This is a genomic window from Marinobacter alexandrii (assembly GCA_039984955.1).
In the GTDB taxonomy this organism is placed as follows: domain Bacteria; phylum Bacteroidota; class Bacteroidia; order Cytophagales; family Cyclobacteriaceae; genus Ekhidna.
The window spans coordinates 76,206-101,601 of sequence record JBDWTN010000008.1; the positions used below are offsets into that span (position 1 = coordinate 76,206).

The following is a 25,396-nucleotide window of genomic DNA, read 5'->3' on the forward strand; positions in this document are numbered from 1 at the left end:
TTATTATTTGTAAGAACGAGTCTTCAACTCAATGTTCTCGTATTTCAAATCTTCTTTGTGTAGTTTGGCTTTAGATGGTTCACCTGTATATTCCCATGCTGATACATAAGTAAATCCTTTATCATCTCTAACAGCCTCACCTTCTTCTGTTTGGTACTCCTCTCTGAAATGACCACCACAGGATTCATTACGTTCTAATGCATCTCTGGCAAATAATTCCCCTAGTTCTAGGAAGTCAGCCACTCTGCCAGCCTTTTCCAGTTCTTGGTTAATACCATCTGCTGAACCCGGTACTTTCACTTCTTTCCAAAATTGCTCACGTAATTCTTTGATCTCTTTGATAGCATCTTTCAAACCTTTTTCGTTTCTGGCCATTCCAACCTGATTCCACATAATCTTACCCAATCGCCTGTGGAAGTAATCAACCGAATGCTCACCTTTATTAGTTACGAAAAATTCAATACGCTCACGAACGACCTTTTCTGCTTCATTAAATTCCTTGCTGTCCGTCGATATTGCACCCGTTCGAATATCATCCGCTAGGTAATCCCCTATAGTGTAAGGAATCACAAAGTATCCGTCAGCAAGACCTTGCATCAGTGCTGATGCACCAAGTCTATTTGCTCCATGGTCTGAGAAATTAGCCTCACCAAGTGCGTAACAACCAGGAATAGTGGTCATCAAATTATAATCTACCCACACACCTCCCATGGTATAATGCACCGCAGGATATATCTTCATTGGAGTCTTATATGGATTGTCACCACTAATATTTTGGTACATTTCAAACAAGTTACCATACTTGGCTTCAACCACCTTTTCACCAAGCTCTCTCACTTTGGTATCAGAAGCATCATGGATACCTTTTACATTCGCTTCTTCCTGCCCATAGCGCATGATGGCAGCATCAAAATCTAAATAAACTGCTTCACCTGTTTCATTAGTGCCTACCCCAAAACCGGCATCACTACGTTCTTTAGCAGCTCTGGAAGCCACATCTCTTGGAACCAGATTACCAAAGGATGGGTACCTTCTCTCCAAATAATAATCCCTATCCTCTTCTTTGAGGTCAGTAGGTTTTAGTTTACCAGCCCTTATGGCTTCAGCATCTTCTTTTTTAGCAGGCACCCAAATACGACCGTCATTCCTCAAAGATTCCGACATCAAGGTGAGCTTAGATTGCTGTTCACCATGTTGTGGAATACAGGTAGGATGGATCTGTGTGAAGGAAGGATTTGCGAAATAAGCACCCTTTTTATGAATTTTCCATCCTGCACTCACATTTGACCCCATCGCATTGGTTGACAGGAAAAAAACATTTCCATAACCTCCTGAAGCGATAATTACGGCATGTGCAGAGTGCCTTTCAATTTCTCCCGTGACAAGGTTTCTTGCTATAATACCTCTGGCTTTACCATCTACCATTACGAGATCCATCATTTCATGACGGTTAAACATCTCGATTTTACCTTTGCCTATCTGACGAGACATGGCAGAGTATGCACCTAAAAGAAGTTGCTGACCCGTTTGACCTTTAGCATAGAAGGTTCTCGAAACTTGTACTCCTCCAAACGACCTGTTATCTAATAACCCTCCATAATCTCTGGCAAAAGGAACTCCTTGAGCTACGCATTGGTCGATGATATTTGTAGATACTTCGGCTAGTCTATATACGTTGGCTTCTCGAGACCTATAGTCACCTCCTTTGACAGTATCATAAAAAAGACGATAAGTAGAATCACCATCTCCTTGATAATTTTTTGCTGCATTGATGCCTCCTTGTGCCGCAATTGAGTGTGCCCTTCTTGGTGAATCCTGATAGCAAAATGCTTTCACATTGTAACCAAGCTCAGCAAGAGTAGCTGCAGCTGATCCACCAGCTAGGCCTGTACCAACGACAATCACATCAATGGATCGTTTGTTAGCAGGATTGACTAGTTTAATATTGTTTTTATGATTGGTCCACTTTTCAGCTATTGGACCTTCAGGTATTTTAGAATCTAATGTTGACATGCCTCTTATTTCTTAAAGGGAATTGACATAATGAAAAACAGCAATGAAGATGAACCCAATTGGAATCAAAATCGCATAAGCACGACCAATTTTTTGAATAGTCGGAGTGTATTTATCGTGGCGCGCACCCATCGATTGAAAAGCAGACTGGAATCCGTGAAGTAAATGCAAAGCAAGAAATACGAATGACAGACAATAAACGATTACTCGACCAGGACTAGTAAACATGTGAACCACTTCTTCATAGTAGCGATTTGGATCTTCCGGATTCATTTCAATGTATTTGTAATTCATTTCTGGGATCCAGAAATCGTAGAAATGAAATAATAGAAAAAGGAGAATGAATAATCCGCTCCAAATCATATTTCTCGACATCCATGAAGAATTAGCAGCTCCGTTATTCTTAGCATACTTAATTGCACGTGAATTTCGATTCTTAATTTCCAACACAAATCCCATGATGAAGTGAAAAGTCACACCAAACATAAGAATTGGCTGCATCACAAATTGTATCAACGGATTAGTGCCCATAAAATGAGATAGTTCGTTGAATGTTTTTTCACTAAATACAGAAGTGAAATTTATTGTGAAATGCTGCAATAGAAATATGATCAGGAATAGCGCAGAAAGTGCCATGGCGAATTTTCTACCAATGCTGCCTGAAAAAAGTTGCTTGCTCATTTAAATTGGGTTATTGGATTTTAGCCAAAGGTAAATTCAGAAAGCTTGTCTGGCAATTCAAATTTCTTTTTTGACTGGTTCTAAATAATAAATCTATCTCAAGAGTAAGTATTAAAACTTTAAGTGTTGTTGAAATAAATAACCAGTCAAGCACAATTCTTGTTTGGTAAATATTCGTTATGTATTAAAGCTTTTTAGTTTTACGTAAGTTTAACCTAGTTTCTATGAAATACCTGAGGTTCTTATTTGTCTTCTTTTTTATGCTTTCGGCAATGATAGCTAACGCAACTCATATTAGAGCTGGCGAAGTAATCGCTAAAAGGGTAACAGGTCTAACCTATCAGTTTACATTTATTGGGTACCGTGATATTGATGGAGTGCCTTTTGGACAAGGCATTTTTGATTACGGAGATGGTAATTTTTATGGAGATGACCCGGGAGAGGGAATTCCTTGGGGGCAAATAGAAAATATAGGAAACGGAGTTGAAAAGTGGGAATTCACACTTGTGTATACGTATTCAAGTGCTTCGAATTACCTGGTTAGCTACAAGGAAGATTTTAGAAATGCGAATATTCAGAATATATCTGGTTCTGTAAGTACTTCATTTTATGTAGAAACTTTAGTAGTTATAGATCCTTTGATAACAAATAGTACTCCTTTTTTTACTGTGCCACCAATTGACCAGGGTGTTGTAGGGGCAATTTTCGAACATAATCCAGGAGCTTTTGATCCTGATGGCGATAGTCTTTCCTATTATTTCACTAACCCAAAACAAGATGAAGGCTTAGAAGTAAATGGTTATCAAACGCTTATAGACCCCTCATTTTATACAAATTTTGCTGAAGGCAATCAGAGTAAAAACGGTCCGCCAACTTTATCAATTGATCCAGTCACGGGCACATTAACATGGAATGCACCTGGCGGAGCAACAATACCAGATCAAGAAAACAGGGAGTTCAATGTTGCTTTTGTAGTTGAAGAATGGAGAAGGATTAATGGTGTCTTAATAAGACTTGGTTTTGTTACAAGGGATATGCAAATTATAATTTGGAATTATGATAATGATCCCCCTGAACTTGAAGTACCTGAGGATACTTGTGTAGTTGCAGGTGATATTATTACTGGTATTATTACGGGAACTGATCCAGATGGAGACCCAGTTAAGATAGAAGCATTCGGAGGTTCGTTTGAGATTTCACCTGCTGCTAGTGTAAGGCCCAACCCCGCAGAATTTCAAGGGCCACCATCAATTTTAAATTTTGAGTGGGAAACAGATTGTGGGCTAGTTAGAATAGCACCCTATGAAGTACAGTTCAAAGCAACGGACAGTCCCACTATTCCAGGAATTACGAATCCACCAGGTCAAGTAAATTTTGAATCGTGGAGAATTACCGTAGTAGGACCAGCTCCTGAAGGACTTGTAGCTGAAACTCGTCCTGGAAGAAGTATGCAATTGAACTGGGACCCTTACTCATGTACTAATGCAGACTCAATGCAAGTTTGGAGGAGAGTTGGGGAGTTTGAGATAGACCCTACATGTAATCCAGGAATTCCTGAAAACTCAGGATATGCGCTCATCGAGACACTTGATATTTCTGATACCAGTTATTTAGATAGTAATAATAATATAGGTCTATCTTCAGGATCAAATTATTGTTACCGCTTAGTTGCATTGTTTCCATCCCCAGGCGGAGGTGAAAGTATCGCATCCGAAGAAGCGTGTGATAGTTTGCTAATTGATGTGCCTATCATTACAAATGTAGATATTGAGTCGACAAGTGAAACAGCTGGAGAAATTTTGGTTAAATGGACTCCTCCATATCAAATTAATGCTGCAGCATTTCCTCCAACATATACATATGAAGTTCTTCGAAAAGAAGGTCAGAGCTTTGGAGGCACATTTACTTCAGTACGACCACCTTCTACAGACACGACCTTTGTTGATTCAGGATTAAATACAGAAGATATTTCTTATTCATATAGAATTGTTCTCTATGATAATACTGACCAGCCGGTAGACACCTCGCAGCAAGCCTCATCTGTAAGATTGGAACCGTCGGCCCTTGTCGGAGGAATTAAATTGGATTGGACTGCAAGTGTTCCATGGTCTATCAATGTGCAGGAATACCCCTACCATTATATATGGAGAGATAACGTAGTAAATGGGGACCCTGAGTCAATTCAGTTAATAGATTCTGTGGAAGTAACACTCGATGGTTTAACTTACCTTGATACAGGAGATTTTAATGGAGTTGAGCTGGATGAAGAAACTGAATATTGTTACTTCGTCACGACATTTGGAAGTTATGATAATGACCTTTTGCCAGAGCCGTTAATCAATAGGTCTCAAATTATTTGTGCTCAACCAAGTGATACGATTCCACCATGTCCTCTCATAGAGGTGAATTTCACTTCGGATAGTAATTTTAGCTGTGAGACTCAATTTTCTTGCGAAAGGCAAGCTGCTGGACTTAATCAAGAATTAAGAAATGTGTTGAATTGGGAATCCAATATTGCTCCAGAATGTGATGATGATATTTCTTTTTTCAGAATTTATATATCAAGATCAAAGGAAGTTGAGACATTCGTTCTCTTAGATGTAACTACTGGAAATGAATTTATTCATGATAGTGACATTTTCAATCAAGGCCTCCCGTTGAACTCACTCGCTTTTTGTTATTACATAACCGCTGTTGACCGATCGGGAAATGAAAGCCAGATTTCGGAAATTATTTGCAATGAAAATTGCTCTCAATACATTTTGCCAAATGTGTTTACACCAAATGGAGACGGTGTAAATGATACGTTCACTCCTTTTACGAACAATGGTGATTGCCCTCGTTTTGTTGAATCGGTTATTTTCAAAGCCTTTAGTAGGGCAGGAGCAGAACTATTTACATACAATTCTTCGGATAGGGAAATAGGCGGTGAAGGAACAGTTTCTTCCGAAAATACGATTTTCATTAATTGGGATGGAAAGTCAAATGCAGGAAAAGAATTGCCAGCTGGAGTTTATTATTACTCAGCTGAAGTAAGTTTTGTTGGACTGAACCCTGAAGGTGATGTTGAAGTTATTAATGGGTGGGTACAGATCATTCGATAAAAAAGCCAATTATTTTTTTTGATGGAGTTTGCAATCTCTGCAACTCTTCTATCCAGTTTATCCTAAAAAAGGATAAAAAAGAAAGGTTTCTTTTTGCTTCATTGCAGTCAGGATATGCTAAGCAAAACTTGCCATATTATTTATTAGGAGATAAGAATTCCCTTCAAAGTATCATTCTCAAAGATGGAGATACAATCAGGAAAAAAAGCAGTGCTGTTCTTGAAATCTCTAAAAGTCTCTCAGGTCTATTACCATTACTCTATATTTTTATCATTGTCCCAATTTTTTTAAGAGATTGGGTCTACGATATAGTTGCTAGAAATAGATACAAATGGTTTGGAGAAAAGGATCAATGTATGATCCCGTCACCTGAGCTAAGAAATCGATTTATCGATTAAATGGATTGCCTACTTTTGCAAGGAACAAACATTTACTTATGAGCAAAGCATACGTCTTTCCTGGTCAGGGCGCCCAATTCTCTGGGATGGGAAAAGAACTTTACGTTAACCACTCGAAAGCAAAAGAACTTATAGATTCATCTAATGATATTCTTGGTTTTGATATTAAAAGTATTATGTTTTCAGGTTCAGATGATGAACTAAAACAAACTAAGGTTACTCAACCTGCAATATTCATTCATAGCGTAGTTGCAGCAATTACTTCCGATGATTTTAACCCTCACATGGTGGCAGGACATTCACTGGGTGAGTTTTCGGCTTTAGTTGCAAATGGAGTTTTAAATTTTGAAGATGGTCTTTCATTGGTTTCAAAAAGAGCGCGGGCGATGCAGAAAGCATGTGAAATGCAAGCATCAACTATGGCAGCTGTTTTAGGCCTAGAGGATGAAGTAGTAGAAAAAATCTGCGCGAATGCTGATGGTGTTGTTGTAGCAGCAAACTATAATTGCCCGGGTCAATTAGTGATTAGTGGAGAAATTGAAGCGGTAAATGTAGCCTGTGAGAAATTAAAAGAGGCTGGTGCTAAGAGAGCATTGATATTGCCTGTAGGAGGAGCTTTTCATTCCCCATTGATGGAGCCAGCCAGAGAAGAACTAGCAGATGCAATACAGGACACAAACTTCAATGATCCAAAGTGTCCGGTTTATCAAAATGTAGATGCAAAAGGATATTCAGACATTGAATCAATCAAAAAAAATCTTGTTTTGCAATTGACTTCACCTGTTCGATGGACACAATGTGTGCAAAATATGATCGCTGATGGTGCCACCAGTTTCACGGAATGCGGTCCTGGCAAGGTGTTGCAGGGACTGGTTAAAAAGGTAGATAGAGAAATGATTGTGGAAGGTATTTCATGAAGTTCAATAAAGCCATATTCATTTTATTTTTAGGCACAATCCTGATAGGAGCGGAGGGTTGTAAAAAGGGGCCGTCTTCTTCTAATGGTAAGAACAAAAAGAAAATAAAGAAAGGGAAGCCTATCCCATGTCCAATCAAGGATTGCTGATGAATAAAATTGTAATTGCGATTGATGGCTATTCAGGTACTGGCAAGAGTTCCACAGCTAAACAAGTAGCCTCAAAATTAGGTTATACCTATATTGATAGTGGTGCCATGTATAGGGCTGTTACTTATTCTTTTATCACAAATGGAATTGATTTTTTAAAACTAGCTGAGGTTGAAAAAGGCCTAGAAAATTGTGATATTTCATTTCATAACAGTTCTATTTTTCTAAATGGGAAGAATGTTGATTTTGAAATTCGAACCATGGATGTCAATCAAAACGTGAGTCAGATAAGTGCAATATCCATCGTGAGAACGAAATTGGTTGAACAACAACGAAAAATGGGAGAAGACAAGGGGGTAGTAATGGATGGAAGAGATATAGGGACAATTGTATTTCCAGAAGCAGAGTTGAAATTATTTATGACAGCTAATATGGATATTCGAGCAGAAAGAAGAAGAAAAGAATTGGCGACAAAAGGAATTGAAGAAGATCTAGATACCATCAAAACAAATCTGAAAGAACGTGATGATATCGACAGTAGTAGAGAAGATAGCCCGCTTATAAAGGCAGAGGATGCATTTGAGATTGATACTTCTGATCTAACTTTGGATCAACAGATAGATAAAATTGTTAAAATGGCCGAATCCATAACATATGAAGGTTGAAATTGACGAAAATTCTGGATACTGTTTCGGTGTTGAATTTGCTATTCAAATGGCGGAAGATGAAATGATCGAAGGACATGAACTCTATTGTCTTGGAGATATAGTTCATAATTCCATGGAAGTTGAACGTCTTTATAACAAAGGACTGAGAACAATTACAAGAGAAGAGCTGAAGAACCTCAAGGATTGTAAAGTATTAATCCGAGCGCACGGGGAACCGCCTGAAACTTATCAAATTGCTATTGAAAATAATATCGAGCTAGTTGATGCATCGTGTCCTGTAGTCTTGAAATTGCAAAATCGAGTAAAGAATGCATATGACCTGTCTAAAAATCGGGAAGGTCAATTGGTTATCTATGGTAAGCCGGGACATGCAGAAGTAATCGGATTGACTGGGCAAACATCCAATGAAGCGATCATTATTACTGAGTCTGATGATTTAGAAAAGATTGACTTTTCTCGCCCTATTACGCTTTTTTCCCAAACAACAAAGAGTACAAAAGGCTTTTACTCTATTAAAGAGGAAATTGAAAAAAGAATAAAATCGGAAGGACTGCTCACGGTGGAAGATGGTTTTAAGGCGAATGACAGCATTTGTCGTCAAGTTTCTAATCGAGAGCCTCATATGGAGAAATTTTCTCAGAAGCATGATGTGATCATTTTTGTGGCAGGTAGAAAAAGCTCGAATGGGAAGGCATTATATAACGTATGTCTGACATACAATTCAAGAAGTTATTTTGTGGAGAGTGAAAAAGAAATTGATTTGTCCTGGGTTGAACCAGGCGATTCAGTAGGAATTTGTGGGGCAACATCGACTCCAACATGGTTAATGGAACAGGTTGCAGATTTCCTGAAAGAAAATGAACCAGCAATTGCATAATTGACCAAACCATATGATTATAATTTGGTTTATTTCCAAAAGCTATAAAACAAGGTTTTTTATTGAAAATTAGACCGAGGTTAAATCTGATATTGATTAAGTTTGCCTCGTTTTTTTAGACGTTCTCCCAAGTAAGAAATATGTCTCAGACAATAAAGCTGAAAAAAGGTTTTGACTTGAACCTAGCCGGAAAGGCAGAAAATAAAATAATCGAAGTACCTCAACCGGACACTTACGCGCTTAAACCGACTGATTTTGCAGGTTTAAGTAGGCCAAAGTTGTTGGTGAAGGAAGGTGATAATGTGAAAGCGGGATCACCACTATTCTTCGAGCGGAATGAAGAAGATATTCTGTATACATCACCAGTGAGTGGTGAAATAGTCGAAATCAAGCGAGGTGAAAAACGCAAAGTACTAGAAGTTAAAATTCTTGCAGATAAAGAAATAGAGTTCGAGAAATTCAAAAAGTATTCTTCATCTGATATAAATGGAATATCCAAAGAAGATGCGCTGGATCAATTAAAAAAATCTGGAGGATGGTTGAATATCATCCAAAGACCTTACGGGATTGTTGCGAATCCTGCCGATTCTCCAAAGTCCATCTTTATTTCAACTTTTGATAGCAGTCCTCTTGCTCCGGACTATGCCTACATACTTCAAGGGCATGAACAAAACTTTCAAGCAGGAATTGATATTCTTAAAAAATTCACAGCTGGTAATGTTCATTTGAATATCAATAGTAAAGCTGAAGTATCTCAACTTTTCTCACAGATGAAAAACGTTGAGGTTAACAATATTACAGGACCGCATCCTGCGGGAAATGTTGGCGTACAAATTCATCATATTGATCCGATAGCGAAAGGAGATGTTGTTTGGACGGTGAACCCTATTGGTGTTGCAGTGATTGGCAAACTCTTCACTGAAGGTATATATGACACCTCGAGACTGGTAGCACTTACAGGGTCTCAAATGAACGAACGAGGATATACTAAGCTATTCGCAGGAGCATGTCTAAATAAGATAAGTGAGAAGGCGGAAGGAACAGATAACCGATATATTTCGGGAAATGTATTGAGTGGAGAAGGTATAGGAGCTGAGGGATACCTCGGTTACTACAGTAATCAAATCACTGTCATTCCTGAAGGGAAGCATGAGGAATTTTTAGGATGGATTAAACCATCTACAAATAAATTAAGTTTCCACAAGGCGTTTGGAATGTTGACTTTTTTAAATGGAAAGAATAAGGAGTTTGAAGTAAATACAAACACCTATGGTGAAGAAAGAAATTTCGTGATCAGTGGAGCATTTGAAGAAGTAATGCCTATGGATATTCTCCCTACTTATCTATTTAAAGCAATCTTGGCTGAAGATTATGATGACATGGAGGCACTAGGAATATATGAGGTGATTGAAGAAGACGTTGCTCTTTGTGAATTTGTAGACGTTTCCAAGAATCCAATTCAGGAAATACTTAGAGAAGGAATTGAACTAATTAAAGAAGGATAGCAGGAATGAAGTTTTTGCAGAAAAAATTCGACGATTTGAAGCCACTTTTTGAAAAAGGTGGCAAATACGAAAAGTTCTACCCGCTATATGAGGGGCATAGAACTATCTTTTTTGCGCCTGATATAATAACAGGTAAGAAAGGGGCACAAATAAAAGATGCAACGGATCTAAAGCGTTTGATGATGACAGTTATCATCGCAATGATACCTTGCCTCATTTTTGGCATGTGGAATGTTGGTCATCAGCATTTTATAGCAACCGGAATTGAGGCATCAATCCTAGATAAATTCTGGATTGGCATTCTCAAGGTAGTACCAATAATTGCCGTCTCTTACGGTGTTGGGTTGATGACGGAGTTCACTTTTTGTGTGATCTACCAAAAACCTGTTGAGGAAGGATACTTAGTAACTGGAATGTTAATTCCGCTCATTATGCCAGCAACTATTCCCTTGTGGCAAGTTGCTTTAGCAACCGTATTTGCTGTAATAATAGGCAAAGAGGTCTTTGGAGGTACCGGGATGAATATCTTGAATGTTGCCCTAACAGCAAGAGTGTTTTTATACTTTGCTTACCCTTCACAAATCTCTGGTGATGTGTGGACGTACTTTGGAGATAAAACTCCGGTAGATGGGTTTTCTGGGGCAACCATTTTAGCATATGGTGCCGAAGCGGCAGGTAATGGAACGAACATGATGCAACTCGCATCCAACCATTGGTACTCAGGCATGTTTGATTTTTGGAACATGTTTATTGGAATAATACCTGGAAGTATTGGTGAGACATCAACTTTAATGTGTTTGATAGGAGCAATAATACTAATTGCTACAGGTGTAGGGAGTTGGAAAATTATCCTAAGTGTTGTTTTAGGAACACTAGCTATGGGCGGACTTTTCAATCTTACGGGCGGAAATAGTTTTATGGAAATGCCTGCGCATTACCATTTAGTGATAGGTGGTTTAGCTTTCGGAGCAGTATTTATGGCGACTGACCCTGTAAGTGCTTCTCATACCGATTTAGGAAAATGGATTTATGGGTTCCTGATAGGCGTAATTACTGTATTAATTCGTGTGATTAATCCAGCATATCCTGAGGGAATCATGTTAGCCATATTGTTTATGAATGTATTCGCTCCACTCATTGATTTTTATGTTGTTGAAGCAAATAAGAAAAGAAGATTAAAACGTGCGACAGTCTAATTTATATGTGATCCTTTTCTCCATCGGTCTAACCGTGGTATTTGGAGGTGCTCTATCCCTTACCTCAGTAGGGTTGAAACCATTGCAGGATAAACAAGTAGAGCTCGACACCAAGAAGAAGATCCTTGGAGCCGTTATGGATATTTCTACTATTGAAGATCCCAATGAGATTCTTCGTATTTATGATAAGAGAGTAAAATCTGTTGTTGTTGATATAAATGGAAAAGAGGTAACCACAGACCAAAAGGGTAATCCTGTAGTAGCTGAAAAGGTAAATATCCAAAAGAATTATAAGTATGATCCTCAGGAAAGAATGTATCCAGTATTTACCTTTTTAGATGAATCGGGTGAAATAGAGGCATATATTTTTCCAACCTTCGGCGCTGGTTTATGGGATTGGATATCAGGTTATGTTGCTTTCGGTCAAGACTTAAATACTGTTAAAGGAGTAGCCTTTGATCATAAAGGAGAAACGCCTGGATTGGGCGCTCGTATTACAGAGCCAACGGTGCAACAACGATACGTTGGAAAGAAAATATATAATGACCAAGGAGAGCTGGTAAGCGTCAGCATGGTTAAAGGAGAGGGTAATGCCAATCTTAGTCAACATCAAGTTGATGGAATGTCTGGAGCAACGATAACTGGAAAAGGAGTCAATGCGATGTTGGAAAATTATTTGGAGTGTTACTCCGCTTTTATTGAAAAAACTAAATCTCAAAAAACAGCAAGTTTATGAGTGAAGAAATAGCAGAAATTTCAGAAGAGTCGGCTGTAGCAGCAATTGCTAAGGAACCGTCTGAGCCTTTATTATCTAAAAGGAGAAAAAGGATTGTATCAGATCCTCTAAATGAGGATAATCCAATTACTGTTCAGGTATTGGGCATTTGTTCAGCACTTGCTGTGACAGTACAGTTCAAGCCAACGATGATCATGTCAATTGCCGTGATCTTCGTAATTGTATTTTCAAACCTTATTACTTCGGTAATGAGGAATATTATTCCCAATAGGATTCGAATTATAGTTCAATTAGCAATTATTGCAACACTTGTAACATTGGTAAGTGAGGTATTGAAAGCGTACAGCTATGATATGTATAAAATTTTGGGAGCATATGTTGGATTGATCATCACCAACTGCATTGTTATGGGACGTCTAGAAGCATTTGCAATGGCAAATAAGCCGTATGATTCAATTCTTGATGGTTTTGGTAGTGGATTTGGATACGCATGGATCATCTTGGTGGTCGCTTTCTTTAGAGAACTCTTAGGAGGAGGAACAGTATTCATCGGCACTCCATTAGAGTTTGATGTGTACGGTTCATTGGGTGGTTTATTGGGCACTTCTTTACAAACGAACGGTTTGATGGTAGATTCCATTGGAGCATTCATCTTACTTGGGGTGATTATTTGGATACAAAGAACTAAAAACGGTTACGTAGAGCACTAATCTTAAATAACTATGGAAGCATTTAATATAGCAATCAAAGCGATTTTCATTGATAACATGATTTTCGCATACTTCCTCGGCATGTGCTCTTTTCTTGCCGTGTCTAAGAAAGTAAAAACAGCATTTGGCTTGGGTATGGCTGTAATATTCGTATTGACTATTACAGTTCCAATCAACTGGCTAATTCAAGAGAAAGTATTGAAAGAGGGAGCATTAGCTTGGTTAGGATCAGACTTTGCCACTATTGATCTTACATTTCTTCAGTTTATCATATTCATTGCAGTAATTGCAGCGATGGTCCAACTTGTGGAAATGATTATTGAGAAGTTCTCACCATCCCTATACGGGTCATTGGGGATTTTCCTACCGTTGATAGCCGTAAACTGCTCTATTCTGGGATCATCACTCTTTATGGTTCAGAGAGATTACACGATTGTGGAGGCAACAGCTTTTGGATTCGGATCAGGAACTGGCTTCTTCCTTGCTATTATTGCATTGGCTGCAATACGAGAACGCTTGAAGTATTCACATGTTCCAAACGGATTAAAAGGATTAGGGATTACTATGCTAATTACCGGACTAATGGGACTAGCCTTTAAGTCATTTATAGGTGTAGCACTATAATTTTAAGAAAATCTAATAAAAAGGGTGTCTATCACCCTTTTTTTATGTCTTTATTTAGGTGTATGACACCTTTTATATTACTAATACAAAACGATAACATTATGAAAAAGACTTTACTAACATTATCTCTTGTACTTATCTCTGCTTTTGCTTTTAGTCAGGCAAGCGTATCACTTGGAATTAAAGCAGGCGCAAACTTTGCGAATACGAACATTTCTGGTTCTGAGTCGATTACATCACTTCATGCAGGAGCATACGGGCTTTTTAAATTTGCAAACTTAGGTGTTCAACCTGAAGTATTGTTTTCAAAGCAAGGATCGAGCTTCTCAGGTGGAGGTGAGGTTAATCTTAACTATGTGAATGTACCTGTAATGGTGAAACTCTATCTTCCGGCAGGACTTAATCTACAAGCGGGACCTCAGTTTGGAGTTCTTTTAAACGCTGAAGATCAAGATGGAACGGATATCAAGGATGGTTTAAAAAGTTCTGATCTTTCAGCTGCTGTAGGAGCTGGATGGGATGCACCTTTTGGACTTCAGTTTTCTGCTAGGTATGTCTTCGGATTGTCTGACATCAATGATGCTGGAGTAGGAGAAGAAATTAAGAATAAAACATTCCAACTATCTATCGGATACAGCCTTTTTAAATTAGGTAAGTAAAAACTACTTAATAGTAGAATAAAAAGAGCCTGAGCATTTTGCTCAGGCTCTTTGTGTTTGGATATATATCAGATAGAATTATCGATCATTGAGTGTCCAATCATATTCCTGAAATTCTACAGCAAAGCTCTCCGGTATTTTATATCCTTTATATTTATTCACATATTTGATCAGTGATCCTGTTTTTAAATTGAATTGGTCTCCATACCAATCAAAAATTTTATTCAGAATTACTTTATCGTTTTCCAAGTCTGCATATACATAATTTGGACGTTCAATTATCTGTCTAGCTCTAAACTCTAACTGCTCCTCAATTTTATCTGGATAGAAGGCATTATCATAAAGAAATGGACAACTCCTTGCTCCACACCCCAAAGCGAAGTGAATTCTTGGGTCCTTTGTTGGCTCCATCAGTTTTTTGAATTCAATTTGATCTAATGTTAATGTCTCACCTGCAATAAGGAAGGTGTTTTCTTTAAAAAAACCTTTAACATCCATGGGACTATTGATAGGATAGTTATCAGCAACTTGTTTTATTACTAAGATATTGTAGGCATTAATGTAGAACGCTGTACGATGATCGTCTGAAGAGTCTTTGGGGTTGTAGGTTGCAATTAGACCAACTAAGCTATTGAGTCTTCCTGGATTTTCTTTTAATCCCCCATAGTCAACAAGTCCAAAAACAACTTCTTTTTGCAGAAAGGAATTGAAATCATCAAATACAAGAGTAGCATCTCCAGTTTGACTGAAAGTAACGGAGAAAACTGTGAACAATACAATGGTGAGCATAATCTTCTTCATAAATAGCTTGGTTTTGGAAGAAGTTAAACCTCATGGGATTAATTAAGTTCCGAATTCGATTTTTTTCAACTAGAAGTGTATTTATAGGGACAAATTATTATTCTAGAATATAAAACCGAAAATTTCAGTGAACGGATCCTTGTCAACAACAGTGTAATAAAATAGAGCCCCAAGCCACCCGTGGAAAAATCCTAATACATATAGATTTCTGTTTTTCAAGTAAGTATATGTGTAAAATAATGCGAGGATAAAGGTTCCTAAAACTAGCCACCAATCGGGGTAGTGGAGTATTCCGAATAGGATTGATGTGATTATAATGATTGATTGCGCTTTAATGCGGTTTAATTCTTGAAGATTTCCTGCAACAAGTGCCATGATTAAAAATTGCTGCAGCACACCAAAAACTGGATATAGAATAAGGATTGGAATAATATGCCAGGTTATGTTAATAGTATCTTGATAGTAGCCAATAGATAAACACGCCATAAAAGAAACTATTCCAAATGGAAGGACGCGTCTTAAGACACGGTTGAAATTATCCACCCTAAATCCCCATTTTTTGAAGAGTTCAGAATGATTTCTAACTCTCATGGTTATATAGGTACTCCAAAACCCGAACATCAATAAGATAAACACAAGTCGAAGATTCAAAACATCGTAGAATAGGAACTTGCCTAATGCGGTAACTGAGACAGCAACAATTTCAAAAGAACGGTGATTTTGTGATGACATGTAACTAATGGCATCACAAATTAAAGAGAACCTCAAATACCCTAACTCATTTTTTAAGGGTAATCATTAATTTAAGCTGATCAGCATTGAATGTGTTTTGATTTTTGACTACCCATTCAATCTTTTTGATACTCTGTATGTTCTGTGTAGGGTTTTCTGAAAGAATAATGAGATTAGCCACTTTACCTACGTCTAGGCTTCCAAAATAATTGTCCAATTCAAAAAACTGAGGGCCGTTGATGATTGAAGTTTGAAGCGCTTGAAGGGGAGTGAGCCCTGCTTCTACCAGCATAAACAATTCTCCATGCAATGAAGCTCCAGGGTACACATATGAGTTATATGCTCCACAATCAGATCCAGCTAGAAGATTAATGCCAGCTTCGTGCATAGGCTTTACCATCTCAACAAATTTTTCGCGCATGGAAGTGTTAAATTCCTGAGCAGATGCTGATCTGCTCATTGCTGACTTTATCCGTCTTGAGTATGTTTCTTGAATTCCCTTTCCCATACTGGTGAGTAAAGAATCCTCGCTGTGATCATCAAAAGGAAGTTGATTGAGGATTTTTCCTATGTAGAGAGTAGGAGTCGCATAAAAATTTTTTGAAGCTAATTTTATAAACACTTCATTTGCAAGCGTATAATCATAGGACTCTAGAAGTTCAGGAAGAATACCATAACCCCTATTAAGTTGTGTTAAGCTGTCCCCCATGGGAGAAGTAGCATTTAATGCATAGTAAAGATGTTCTATCCCATCTAACCCGAGGTTTACTGCTTTCATTAAGCTGGCGTTCATCGGCATATGGCCGGTGATATTTACGTTACGTGATTCCGCTTCTTTAATCAAGGCGTAGTACATTTCATTTGAAAGACTACCATCGTACGTTTTAAAATAATCTACTTCCAATTGCATGAGGGAATCCATAGCTGGGTCAATATCATTGGTGTTTTCAATTCTAATGGAACCGTCCCATGCAGGGTTAACGCCATCAAACTTTGGTCCTGAGGTGAAAATGTCTGGCCCAAGAAGTTTTCCATCCCTTATTTCACTTCTCCATTCAAGAACACTTGGTGTTATGTCTCCTCCAGCATCCCGCACGGTTGTCACCCCATGAGCGATATAAAGGGGCAGGAGGTCTTTGTTCTCGGCAATAAGAGAATCTCCCCCGCGAAAATGGACATGCATATCCCATAGCCCTGGCATTACAAAATTATTCTTCGCATCAATTATTTGGTCAGCGGTATACCTGTTGACTGATTCGACGCTTGCTACTAGCCTTATTGTATCATTGGAAATTCCAATGACCTTATGCTTGGATATAGAACCTTCAGAAATGTCAAGGATTGATGCATTGGTTATCAAGAGGTCAAATGATTCTGTTTCCGTGGACGTGCAAGAAAAGAATAGAATGATCAATGAGAGTAGCGTGATTTTGTAGGGCATGGTTTTTTTGTCTTAATCTTCTCCTAAAAGTAGTTGAAAGTGAATTATCCTATTTCTACTTCAGTATTTTTTTGTTCAGTAAAAGAGCTATGTATAAAGTATTTTAATACAAATTAATCTTGCATTAGTACAAAATATTAAATTTTTTTAAGCATCTTTATATTCCAAAGAGGTGCGCCACGCCTCAAATGCCAATTTCAGCTAAATGTTCACCCATGAAAACAATATTTAATACCGCTATTAAAAAAGCTGTAAAATCAGCAATGCTTTTTATTGCCATGCTTATGATGGTAGTTTTTATCTCATGTACAAAAGATGATGAGGTAGAAATGCCACCTGATACAGATGAAGATGGTATTGTTGATGAAGAAGATAATTGCCCCTTAGTTAGTAATCCAGACCAAAAAGATAGTGATGGAGATGGGATAGGAGATGTCTGCGGAGATGATCAAGATGGAGATGGGATAGTAGATGATGAAGATAACTGTCCCTTAGTGAGCAATCCAAATCAAGAAGATAGTGATGAGGATGGAATAGGAGATGTCTGTGAAGAAGATAAAGATGGAGATGGAATTCCTGATGATGTGGACAATTGTCCAGAATTAGCGAATCCTAATCAAGAAGATACTGACGGTGACGGCATAGGAGATGCCTGTGATCCAACAACGGTAACCCAAGATAAAGCAAACGTGCAAGAATCTTTTGATTCTACGCTGGGCTGCATTATGAGTTTTGAAAGTGGACTTGCTGTAGAGTCCATTCTTACGGACTTTATGGGATTATCTAATGGAGATACATTAAATCTTGATTGGATTAATGATTTGACTTCTTCGCTTACTGAAGTTGTACCGGAAGGAGAAGGATTCAGTATTGATGATGTAGAAGGAACCTATACATATGATCATTCAAATCAAATGTGGTCACGGAACGAAAATCAGACTAAAAGAGTCGTGCTTGAATTCCCTTCAAGTCCAGATAAAACATCTAACAATAGTGTACTCACTATTGGGAATTACAACGATGTGGAAGTTTTACTAGAGGATGAACCAATAAATCTACCTACTACCCTAGATGTTTCTTTGGTAATTGATAGTCAAGAAGTGGTGGCGATAGGCCTTAGCGGTGTAAAATATGAGCCTGTGGGAGGGTTCCCAATTCCAGTTGAGATTGACCTGTCTTTATACCTCAACCCATATACATTGTCTGTGATGATCAGTCAGGCTTCCTCTACTGAATTTTCAGTGAATCTAGACTTTTCTACTGACGGTAGTGTTTGTTCCACAGGTATTCAGGCAGAAGTAGAGTTGGATAGCGATGACTATGCAAACCTGACAGAGAAAAGCCTTTTGAAGCTTACGTTTGAGTTATACAGTAATAATTTGACAATCCAGTCTGCTGGAGGAATTGCAGAGTTACTGCAGATTGAAGATCCTTCTGTTAGTCAAATCAATGCTTTCCTTGACCTGGAAGTGCTTTACAAAGACCTCAAGATTGCAGATGTTGTTATAGAAGAAGATGGGTCTGAAGAGGTAATCGTATTTCTTGAATTCAAAGATGAGTCTACAGTAAATAGCGAAGATTACTACGAAGATTTCATTATGGATTTAGAAAACTTGTTTACCAAATATGTTGGTAATGACTAGATGCTAATACACCCAATAGGTAAAAGCCTCATTCAATTTTTTTGAATGAGGCTTTTATTTTATATCAAGTACATCCAAATAATTCTAGACATCCTAAAGTTGAAGGGCCACAATAGAATCACGGTGAGAGAAAGAAAATAGATCAAATAGTCTGAATGAATCGTGGTTAGTTGAAACAGCATAAAAATCGTCACCATTTCAATAATACAAAGGCCGTAGCTGATATACATAGCTCCTGTAAAATAACCAGGCTCTTTTTCGAATCTGAATCCACAATTGGAACACTTTTCTTTCATCAATGGCATTTTAAATAAAAAGACATTTCCTTTTGTGCTAAATACCTTATCCTTACTACATGATGGGCATTTTTCCTGTTGTATATTTTTAAATAAACTAGACATAATGATGTATTTTGTTAATACAAAATAAGCGAGAACGTGTAATTAAAGTATTGAATGCAAGGTTCTAAAATTTGGATTATTAAGACATTTGGTGGTGAGTAAAGTCCGTATATTAAGTATTAGTGAGTTTGATGGTAATGAGAAATTAGTAAATTTCTATTGCAATGATTTACGAGAGCACCTTGAAACTCACTCTAAAAATATCACGGCTCCTCATAAGCATAATTTTTTCTTAACAGTCCTCTTTACTAAAGGCTCGGGTACGCATGAAATTGATTTTGAAAAATACGACGTGAGTCCCGGAAGTGTGTTTATGCTTAATCCTGGACAGGCGCATAATTGGGAACTGTCGGATGATATTGAAGGGATTATTTTTTTTCACTCTCAGGAGTTTTATGAAATTTCTTTTACGGAGCAATCCATTTATGATTTTCCATTTTTCTATCCTGTACGAAATCCATCCATGCTTACCTTGAAAGAAGGTGAGCTAAGCGAAGTATCCAATGCATTTAATTTAATTCTTAAAGAATATAGAAATCGGGATGTGTGGTCAATAAAAAAGATTGTTTCATTACTCAATTGTATTTATATAGATATCAGTAGGGTCTATTTGAATCCAGTCAATGCAAATTTGGTGAAGATGGATGCTTACTCAGCATACCTCAGGGAATTAGAGCAATTGATTGAGGAAAACTTCAAACAAGAGAAATCACCATCAGCATATGCTGATTTGCTGAATATCACCATTCGTCATCTAAATCGACTGACCCAGGAAACACTCGGAAAGTCCACTACACAGCTAATCACGGAACGTGTGATTTTGGAAGCAAAACGACTGATTGTGTATGATTCAACTTCGCTAGCTAAGATCTCTTATGAGTTAGGATACGATGACTATGCTTACTTTTCACGCCTCTTCAAAAAATGGACAAAACTAACCCCTTCAGAATTTAGTGCACTGTATAAGAGATAATGGATTTATTGATGTTTTGAAATTATGACTACTTATCGCTATCAAATGTTGGCAATAAAACATTATTCATGATAGCAAAAGGCAACTTATCCTCTTGTGAATTATAGGCACCTCCTGTAAACACGGCCACCATATCTAATTCCGGTAAAATCATGATATACTGACCACCATTGCCGGTTGCGGTTTTTGATAAAACTACTTGTTCTTTTGCTTTAAATGGAATGTTCCACCATAAATAACCATAATCAATACCCGTAATTTTTGTTTTTGGAGTAGTGGACTCTTCAATCCATTTCGATGACACTACCTGGGTATTATCCCACTTTCCTTTGTTGAGTACAAGCTGTCCGATTTTTGCCATATCACGTGATGTCATGTAAATCCTTTTCCCTGAAGGAATAACTTCTTTGGACGAGGTATGTCCCCAACTTACATTGGTAATTCCTAAAGGGTTAAACAGGTATTTTTCAGCAAATTCGTCTATAGCCAAGCCTGAAGCCTGACTGATTATTTCCGCTATTAACAACACACCCATTGAACAATAAGTTGAAACTGTACCAGGATCATTAATCATAGGGAGATCAAGTGTATACTGGATCCAGTCTTTCTTTTTATACACTTTGTCTTCTTGTCCAGCGGACTTCTTATCCCAATCATTGCAATCTAGACCAGTAGACATGGTCAGTAGATGTTTGATAGAGATTTCCTTTTTTCGGGAATCTTGATTTTTGGACACGGAATGACTTTTTAGATATTTTGATATGGGGTCCTCTATACTGACAATAAAACCTTCATCAATTGCAATGCCCATCAAAATGGATCGTATACTTTTTGTAGTAGAACGAAGATCGTGCTGCTTATTTACAGAATAGTTATTGAAATACTCTTCAATGATGAGTCTGCCGTTTTTTACCAATAAAACACTATGAAGTTCATTCTTGTTATTTAAGACTTGAGTGAATAACTGATATATTCTTGACGTATCTACATTCAGAGAATGTAAACTGGTTGTTAGCCACGCGTCTTCAAGTTTATTCGGTTCCGAGTAAGTATAACTTTGTTGTGAATAGCAAGTATTGATAATTGATAGAATGATAATACTAGAGATTGCTATTTTTTTCATTATCGTTTATCTGGTATGTTGTTATTGCTAAAATATTGTGCTTGAGTACCAGATGAATATAGATCATGGATCTTTATTCAACTAACTTGACCTCAGCAAAAGCATCCGCTGACCTCCACGTAACGTTTTTGTCTTTGCCGGGAATGAAATGTGAACCTATGAAATGATCGCGGTTTTCTTCCCCGTCATTGTCGCAATAAGCCATGCCCCAACCCATCACCTTACCTTTATGAAGTTTTACAGGGTTACTTTTATCTGTTGAGATGTAACCTTCGTCATAAATATCAAAGGCGGCTTCCCAAATGCTTGTTCCATTCAAGGTGTCCATTCGAATCTCTACATGATCATTGAGTAGGACTCGGTTTCCTTCAGTGTCAATATCAAGAACATCATGCAAAATGGATATATGGTAGACGAACGCCTGATAACTTACCTCATGGTCTCCTCCAGAGTTATCCTCATCAAATAGAACCTCAAAGCAATCATCTTGGTAGTACAAATTTTTTGGATCTGGATGTACATCACTAATCACATCATCCCTGATTTCCGCAAGGACATAAAACTTATTCTCGTCCCAAGCTAACTTGTATTTCCATGAAAAGTCAGCTGCTGGAGGCTCTGAATTTACGTTGTTGATCCAGGTATATTGTTCCGTGTTCCAGTAGGGTATGGCATGCCAAATAGAGTCTTTAGCATCTCCGTCAACAACCGGTGCGAGATGAGTATAGTGAGCCTTAAAGCGTTTTTTGGTGGGCTTCTGACTACAATTGAATAGTAGAATAACAATAGAGAACGCGATGATCGTCAATCTCATGTCTTATTCTTTAAAATGCTCTTTAACTGCTAGTGCCAAGAACATGTAGTTAGTAGCTCCGCCTCCCATTACGTATTCCGTTTGTTGCCAGAAGTAAGGCCATATCTTTAATTCTGGTAGATCCGGCTTTATGAGCGCTGTTCCTGAGATTGAACCTCCTGGAATAAAAGACCAATCGGCACGATTAACTCCATAGGCAACAGTAGCGGACTTAGAACCTACCCCTGACACAAAAGACATGGTGTTTTCTCCAGGATGAACACCCAATACAAAATTGAACGAATTGATGAAAAAGTCAGAAGTTGTCAACTCAGGCCAGGTTTTGTGAAAGAAATACTGCTCTTTCCCGAACTGCTGAATAGACCAGCCAGCACCCCAGATATTAGGTTTGTAAGGAACTCCAAAAGGAGATTCTTTGGCCTCCTCATTCAATCTATTCTGATAGTTTTGAACGGCCGAATAGATGGTCTTTTTAAATTTCTTATCTGTGATGAATGACATGGCACGTCCAATCACCCATCCCGATTTATCAATGTTTTTGACGATATCATCCTGCAGTGAAACAAACTCTTTGATAAGGGATTGATCTTTGGTTGTGATGATCAGTTCTGAAAGGGCCAGAACCTTTGAAGGTGTTTTTGCTTTCGATTTGGCTCTGTTGTAGAGTTTTAAAGCGGTTTCCAGGCATTCTTTGCTGAGTTCAGGGTTAGATTCTTCCAAAACTCTGGCTGATGCTGCCAAGCCTGCTATCACATACATTTCTCGATCGGGGTTGTCCTCTGTAAAGACCAAACGATCATCTAAAGGGAGTCCGGACTCTTTCGAGTAGGGAATATTGTCTGTCATGACCGAAGCATCTCCTAAGAGTGTGTACTGCCTTATATCTGAACAGATAATTCCTCTATAAAGCCTATCCATTGATCTGGTGGCTCCTAATATACTGATCAAGCCATGTTCAATTTGCTGCAAGGCATCAGATTTCCCATCGGGTGTATGAATTTCCACGATATGTTTTTCCTGATCGATGAGAGTAGCATCATAGTTGAGGCCAAATTCTTCCACCATAAGGGCCAGGTTCCAGACTGTTCCAATTTGTGATTCAACGCGCAAGTCATAGTCTCCGGCATCATGCCAACCACCAACGTTTAGTTTTTCCACTCGTTCCAGAGGTTTAAATGAAGTGAGAGTGGAGGACCCTTGCACATACCCGTCGAAATGATTGGTGTCTAGAGGTGCCATCAAAGCGTCATCCATGTGGCACAGGCCATGCCAAACACGATACTTTTCGTTGACGCGCATGTGACACATTTGCACCGGTAGAAAATATTCCAGAGTCGGCTGCCATACATGTCTCTCAAAAATATCATCGCTTATTTGAAATGGGTTGGATTTGATACTATCATAGGCAAATTGATAGATGCCAGTCTTTTCTATGTTGCTAAAATCCCATTCAAAATAGTTGTAGCGAAGGAATTGCCCCCATACTTTGGGAATCACGGAGGCTACTTCCTCTTTACCTGAATCCGTAATTCTGTAGAGCGTTAGGTTTGTTGCCTCGTTTATCGTTTTGCCAGTTTCTAAGAGAACTTTCTTTTTTTGCTTTGTATGATAGCCCACTTGCGAAACATGAATGGCAGGTTTGTATGTCCAGTCCTTTACCACATTTGGTGTTATGACCCACTCCAGCGCATTCTTTGCTTTCCCTTTGGGGATGACTGATCGGACAATGAACCATCCGTTGTTATGATTGGTACGTCCATCCCAAAGCTCTAATTCACTTTCACTTGTGATCGTTAGTCGTTGTAGGTTTTCTTCTGGAGCCACAGTCAGTTTTTTGCCAGTAGCCAAGGGAAGTGCAATTTGTTCGTTTTGAGGGTTTAGAGGTCCGTTGGGTTGGATAGGAAACAACCCAACTTGCTCATCCATGAGGTAGGATTTTCCAAACAAATGTTGAGGGAATAGCTCGAAATTAAAGCCGATTTTGCCATGCCACTCATCTGGAATAGGTTCATCTAAATGTACTTCTACCTTAAATGAGCTTCCTTCTGTAGGAGTAACCGATACACTGTATTTAAGTTGTAGATCTGGATAAATGATGGGATTAAAGCCCTTTCTGTTTTTGGATGAGTCCGGGTACCAGAGTTCTTGGGAGATAGTATTTTCTATTTTGTCTACGGATAAATTTCCACCTTTCGGTATGGGAGACCACTGACCGGGAGATGCTTCTAAGCGCAAATCACCGTTAGCGGCTGTTCTGACTCCATGTTGGATAATAGTTACGCCTGTTTGGTGCCCATCGGGGTAAATGTCACTAAAAACAGTAACGTTTAGACCGGGCATTTCAAAATAGTCTAATTCATTGATTTTCAATCCATCTTGTGCATAGATGACCCAATTTAGACCGGTCAATAGTGAAACTAAAACAGCAATTCTCATCATTATTATATCTAAAACCTCTGATTATTTACTCAAGGTGCACTGGTTTTTTCAGTTTTTATAGCTGACCCTAAAAATCGCACTGTTTATATATGTCACTATCGCTTTTCAAGCTCAGTAATCCTTGTTTTAAGTTGATCATTTGCAACTTCAAGTGCTTGAACTTTATTTTCAAGTTCGTCAACTTTGTCTAGTGTTTGCTTTATTTCAGTTTCAAGTTTTTGAATTCTGGCTTCTTTGTTTGGATTCGTATTACATCCAAAGAGGAACAAGAAACAAGCAGCAATTAGGAATATTTTTCTCATAATAAAGGGTTGTTTGATGATTAAGTCAATAATGTTAGCTCCTATTAAAATGGGTTCTTCAAATATCGATAAAATCATCTAGTTCCACCAGTTTTTGCAAATGACTCGATTAGCTTATGGATGATGGTTTTTGTTACATGTATGTTTTTAGAATTGAATGTAGTTGATTGTCCGGTCGCTGGGGTCTTTAGTCGTTACCATATCAAAAATGTGATTTGATCTCTAATGACCAAGGCACCTTGATATAGAATATTCCCAGAGTCAGTTTGTCTTGTCCTGAAATAGGTTTACACAATTTATTGTAAATCAAATGAATTATTTCAAGAATGGAAACACACGACGTGGTAGAGAGATAAGTTTATCAGAGCGCCAGGATATCATTAAAGAATACCTTACCGGTAGCTTCACCAAGCAGGAAATTTGGATGAAGTATACGGGCCAATTGGAAGAACACGGTCAGCTTTTGAGATGGATGCGGATGTATGGGTAT

General features: G+C 38.1%; 22 protein-coding genes and 2 pseudogenes. 15 read left to right on the forward strand and 9 right to left on the reverse strand.

Features of this window, described 5'->3' with window-relative positions:
* Positions 1–3 precede the first annotated feature (3 nt).
* A complete protein-coding gene (locus ABJQ32_21180) occupies positions 4–2,013 on the reverse strand; it encodes a fumarate reductase/succinate dehydrogenase flavoprotein subunit (GenBank protein ID MEP5292180.1) in 2,010 nt (669 codons plus the stop codon).
* A 12-nt stretch (positions 2,014–2,025) separates the two neighbouring features.
* Positions 2,026–2,694 (reverse strand): succinate dehydrogenase cytochrome b subunit, encoded by a 669-nt coding sequence (locus ABJQ32_21185; protein ID MEP5292181.1) that lies wholly within the window; start codon positions 2,692–2,694, stop codon positions 2,026–2,028.
* A gap of 224 nt (positions 2,695–2,918) precedes the next feature.
* On the opposite strand from ABJQ32_21185, the gene ABJQ32_21190 reads away from it, so the two are divergent.
* From ABJQ32_21190 to ABJQ32_21240, 11 genes are all read left to right on the forward strand, one after another.
* On the forward strand, positions 2,919–5,798 hold the full coding sequence (locus tag ABJQ32_21190) for a gliding motility-associated C-terminal domain-containing protein (GenBank protein MEP5292182.1): 2,880 nt from the start codon (positions 2,919–2,921) through the stop codon (positions 5,796–5,798).
* A complete protein-coding gene (locus ABJQ32_21195; protein ID MEP5292183.1) occupies positions 5,777–6,196 on the forward strand; it encodes a DCC1-like thiol-disulfide oxidoreductase family protein in 420 nt (139 codons plus the stop codon). The genes ABJQ32_21190 and ABJQ32_21195 overlap by 22 nt, the downstream gene beginning before the upstream one ends.
* A 38-nt stretch (positions 6,197–6,234) precedes the next feature.
* A complete protein-coding gene (gene fabD, locus ABJQ32_21200; protein MEP5292184.1) occupies positions 6,235–7,113 on the forward strand; it encodes an ACP S-malonyltransferase in 879 nt (292 codons plus the stop codon).
* 148 nt (positions 7,114–7,261) lie between these two features.
* The gene (cmk, locus tag ABJQ32_21205) at positions 7,262–7,927 is read left to right on the forward strand and encodes a (d)CMP kinase (protein ID MEP5292185.1); all 666 of its coding nucleotides are present in this window, start codon (positions 7,262–7,264) and stop codon (positions 7,925–7,927) included.
* Positions 7,917–8,807, forward strand: a complete 891-nt coding sequence (locus tag ABJQ32_21210) for a 4-hydroxy-3-methylbut-2-enyl diphosphate reductase (GenBank protein ID MEP5292186.1) — start codon at positions 7,917–7,919, stop codon at positions 8,805–8,807. The genes cmk and ABJQ32_21210 overlap by 11 nt, the downstream gene beginning before the upstream one ends.
* A gap of 140 nt (positions 8,808–8,947) precedes the next feature.
* Positions 8,948–10,312, forward strand: coding sequence for a Na(+)-translocating NADH-quinone reductase subunit A (locus ABJQ32_21215; protein MEP5292187.1), 1,365 nt, complete (start codon positions 8,948–8,950; stop codon positions 10,310–10,312).
* A gap of 5 nt (positions 10,313–10,317) precedes the next feature.
* Positions 10,318–11,508 carry an NADH:ubiquinone reductase (Na(+)-transporting) subunit B gene (locus ABJQ32_21220; GenBank protein ID MEP5292188.1) on the forward strand — a complete coding sequence of 397 codons (1,191 nt, stop codon included), beginning with the start codon at positions 10,318–10,320 and terminating at the stop codon, positions 11,506–11,508.
* The gene (gene nqrC, locus ABJQ32_21225) at positions 11,495–12,244 is read left to right on the forward strand and encodes an NADH:ubiquinone reductase (Na(+)-transporting) subunit C (protein MEP5292189.1); all 750 of its coding nucleotides are present in this window, start codon (positions 11,495–11,497) and stop codon (positions 12,242–12,244) included. Before ABJQ32_21220 ends, nqrC begins: the two co-directional genes overlap by 14 nt.
* Positions 12,241–12,954: an NADH:ubiquinone reductase (Na(+)-transporting) subunit D gene (locus ABJQ32_21230; protein MEP5292190.1), complete on the forward strand. Its 714-nt coding sequence runs from the start codon at positions 12,241–12,243 to the stop codon at positions 12,952–12,954. The genes nqrC and ABJQ32_21230 overlap by 4 nt, the downstream gene beginning before the upstream one ends.
* 12 nt (positions 12,955–12,966) lie before the next feature.
* Complete coding sequence (nqrE, locus tag ABJQ32_21235) at positions 12,967–13,578, forward strand: NADH:ubiquinone reductase (Na(+)-transporting) subunit E (GenBank protein MEP5292191.1); 612 nt, start codon at positions 12,967–12,969, stop codon at positions 13,576–13,578.
* A 101-nt stretch (positions 13,579–13,679) separates the two neighbouring features.
* Positions 13,680–14,237, forward strand: a complete 558-nt coding sequence (locus ABJQ32_21240; protein MEP5292192.1) for a porin family protein — start codon at positions 13,680–13,682, stop codon at positions 14,235–14,237.
* A 78-nt stretch (positions 14,238–14,315) separates the two neighbouring features.
* On the opposite strand, the gene ABJQ32_21245 is transcribed toward ABJQ32_21240, so the two are convergent.
* The 3 genes from ABJQ32_21245 to ABJQ32_21255 all read right to left on the reverse strand — a co-directional run bounded on the left by ABJQ32_21245 (position 14,316) and on the right by ABJQ32_21255 (position 17,211).
* On the reverse strand, positions 14,316–15,038 hold the full coding sequence (locus tag ABJQ32_21245; protein MEP5292193.1) for a DUF547 domain-containing protein: 723 nt from the start codon (positions 15,036–15,038) through the stop codon (positions 14,316–14,318).
* 102 nt (positions 15,039–15,140) lie between these two features.
* Entirely contained in the window at positions 15,141–15,770 is a 630-nt protein-coding gene (locus ABJQ32_21250; protein MEP5292194.1) for a CPBP family intramembrane glutamic endopeptidase, read from the reverse strand.
* 46 nt (positions 15,771–15,816) lie between these two features.
* Positions 15,817–17,211, reverse strand: coding sequence for an amidohydrolase family protein (locus tag ABJQ32_21255; protein MEP5292195.1), 1,395 nt, complete (start codon positions 17,209–17,211; stop codon positions 15,817–15,819).
* Positions 17,212–17,540: 329 nt separating this feature from the next.
* Between ABJQ32_21255 and ABJQ32_21260 the strand changes: the two are divergent.
* The 3 genes and pseudogenes from ABJQ32_21260 to ABJQ32_21270 all read left to right on the forward strand — a co-directional run bounded on the left by ABJQ32_21260 (position 17,541) and on the right by ABJQ32_21270 (position 20,228).
* Positions 17,541–17,711, forward strand: a pseudogene (locus tag ABJQ32_21260) (thrombospondin type 3 repeat-containing protein).
* Positions 17,706–17,873: pseudogene (locus ABJQ32_21265) on the forward strand (thrombospondin type 3 repeat-containing protein). Before ABJQ32_21260 ends, ABJQ32_21265 begins: the two co-directional pseudogenes overlap by 6 nt.
* 1,476 nt (positions 17,874–19,349) lie before the next feature.
* Complete coding sequence (locus tag ABJQ32_21270; protein MEP5292196.1) at positions 19,350–20,228, forward strand: AraC family transcriptional regulator; 879 nt, start codon at positions 19,350–19,352, stop codon at positions 20,226–20,228.
* Positions 20,229–20,256: 28 nt separating this feature from the next.
* Here the strand turns inward: ABJQ32_21270 and ABJQ32_21275 are convergent, their stop codons facing one another.
* The 4 genes from ABJQ32_21275 to ABJQ32_21290 all read right to left on the reverse strand — a co-directional run bounded on the left by ABJQ32_21275 (position 20,257) and on the right by ABJQ32_21290 (position 24,906).
* A complete protein-coding gene (locus tag ABJQ32_21275) occupies positions 20,257–21,351 on the reverse strand; it encodes a serine hydrolase (protein ID MEP5292197.1) in 1,095 nt (364 codons plus the stop codon).
* Between the two features lie 73 nt (positions 21,352–21,424).
* Positions 21,425–22,165, reverse strand: coding sequence for a sugar-binding protein (locus ABJQ32_21280; GenBank protein ID MEP5292198.1), 741 nt, complete (start codon positions 22,163–22,165; stop codon positions 21,425–21,427).
* 3 nt (positions 22,166–22,168) lie between these two features.
* Positions 22,169–24,604 carry a glycoside hydrolase family 9 protein gene (locus tag ABJQ32_21285; GenBank protein MEP5292199.1) on the reverse strand — a complete coding sequence of 812 codons (2,436 nt, stop codon included), beginning with the start codon at positions 24,602–24,604 and terminating at the stop codon, positions 22,169–22,171.
* Between the two features lie 95 nt (positions 24,605–24,699).
* Positions 24,700–24,906: a hypothetical protein gene (locus ABJQ32_21290; protein ID MEP5292200.1), complete on the reverse strand. Its 207-nt coding sequence runs from the start codon at positions 24,904–24,906 to the stop codon at positions 24,700–24,702.
* Between the two features lie 310 nt (positions 24,907–25,216).
* Between ABJQ32_21290 and ABJQ32_21295 the strand changes: the two genes are divergently transcribed.
* A partial coding sequence (locus tag ABJQ32_21295) for a hypothetical protein (GenBank protein ID MEP5292201.1) occupies positions 25,217–25,396 on the forward strand: 180 nt, incomplete at its 3' end.

Bases quoted from the DNA above. Each gene is read 5' to 3' on its own strand.
- ABJQ32_21210 (MEP5292186.1), top strand. From the start codon at position 7,917: ATGAAGGTTGAAATTGACGAAAATTCTGGATACTGTTTCGGTGTTGAA.
- ABJQ32_21240 (MEP5292192.1), top strand. From the start codon at position 13,680: ATGAAAAAGACTTTACTAACATTATCTCTTGTACTTATCTCTGCTTTT.
- ABJQ32_21245 (MEP5292193.1), bottom strand. From the start codon at position 15,038: ATGAAGAAGATTATGCTCACCATTGTATTGTTCACAGTTTTCTCCGTT.
- ABJQ32_21230 (MEP5292190.1), top strand. From the start codon at position 12,241: ATGAGTGAAGAAATAGCAGAAATTTCAGAAGAGTCGGCTGTAGCAGCA.
- nqrE (MEP5292191.1), top strand. From the start codon at position 12,967: ATGGAAGCATTTAATATAGCAATCAAAGCGATTTTCATTGATAACATG.
- ABJQ32_21190 (MEP5292182.1), top strand. From the start codon at position 2,919: ATGAAATACCTGAGGTTCTTATTTGTCTTCTTTTTTATGCTTTCGGCA.
- fabD (MEP5292184.1), top strand. From the start codon at position 6,235: ATGAGCAAAGCATACGTCTTTCCTGGTCAGGGCGCCCAATTCTCTGGG.
- ABJQ32_21290 (MEP5292200.1), bottom strand. From the start codon at position 24,906: ATGAGAAAAATATTCCTAATTGCTGCTTGTTTCTTGTTCCTCTTTGGA.
- ABJQ32_21180 (MEP5292180.1), bottom strand. From the start codon at position 2,013: ATGTCAACATTAGATTCTAAAATACCTGAAGGTCCAATAGCTGAAAAG.
- ABJQ32_21215 (MEP5292187.1), top strand. From the start codon at position 8,948: ATGTCTCAGACAATAAAGCTGAAAAAAGGTTTTGACTTGAACCTAGCC.
- ABJQ32_21280 (MEP5292198.1), bottom strand. From the start codon at position 22,165: ATGAGATTGACGATCATCGCGTTCTCTATTGTTATTCTACTATTCAAT.
- cmk (MEP5292185.1), top strand. From the start codon at position 7,262: ATGAATAAAATTGTAATTGCGATTGATGGCTATTCAGGTACTGGCAAG.
- ABJQ32_21275 (MEP5292197.1), bottom strand. From the start codon at position 21,351: ATGAAAAAAATAGCAATCTCTAGTATTATCATTCTATCAATTATCAAT.
- ABJQ32_21250 (MEP5292194.1), bottom strand. From the start codon at position 15,770: ATGTCATCACAAAATCACCGTTCTTTTGAAATTGTTGCTGTCTCAGTT.
- ABJQ32_21185 (MEP5292181.1), bottom strand. From the start codon at position 2,694: ATGAGCAAGCAACTTTTTTCAGGCAGCATTGGTAGAAAATTCGCCATG.
- ABJQ32_21220 (MEP5292188.1), top strand. From the start codon at position 10,318: ATGAAGTTTTTGCAGAAAAAATTCGACGATTTGAAGCCACTTTTTGAA.
- ABJQ32_21255 (MEP5292195.1), bottom strand. From the start codon at position 17,211: ATGCCCTACAAAATCACGCTACTCTCATTGATCATTCTATTCTTTTCT.
- ABJQ32_21285 (MEP5292199.1), bottom strand. From the start codon at position 24,604: ATGATGAGAATTGCTGTTTTAGTTTCACTATTGACCGGTCTAAATTGG.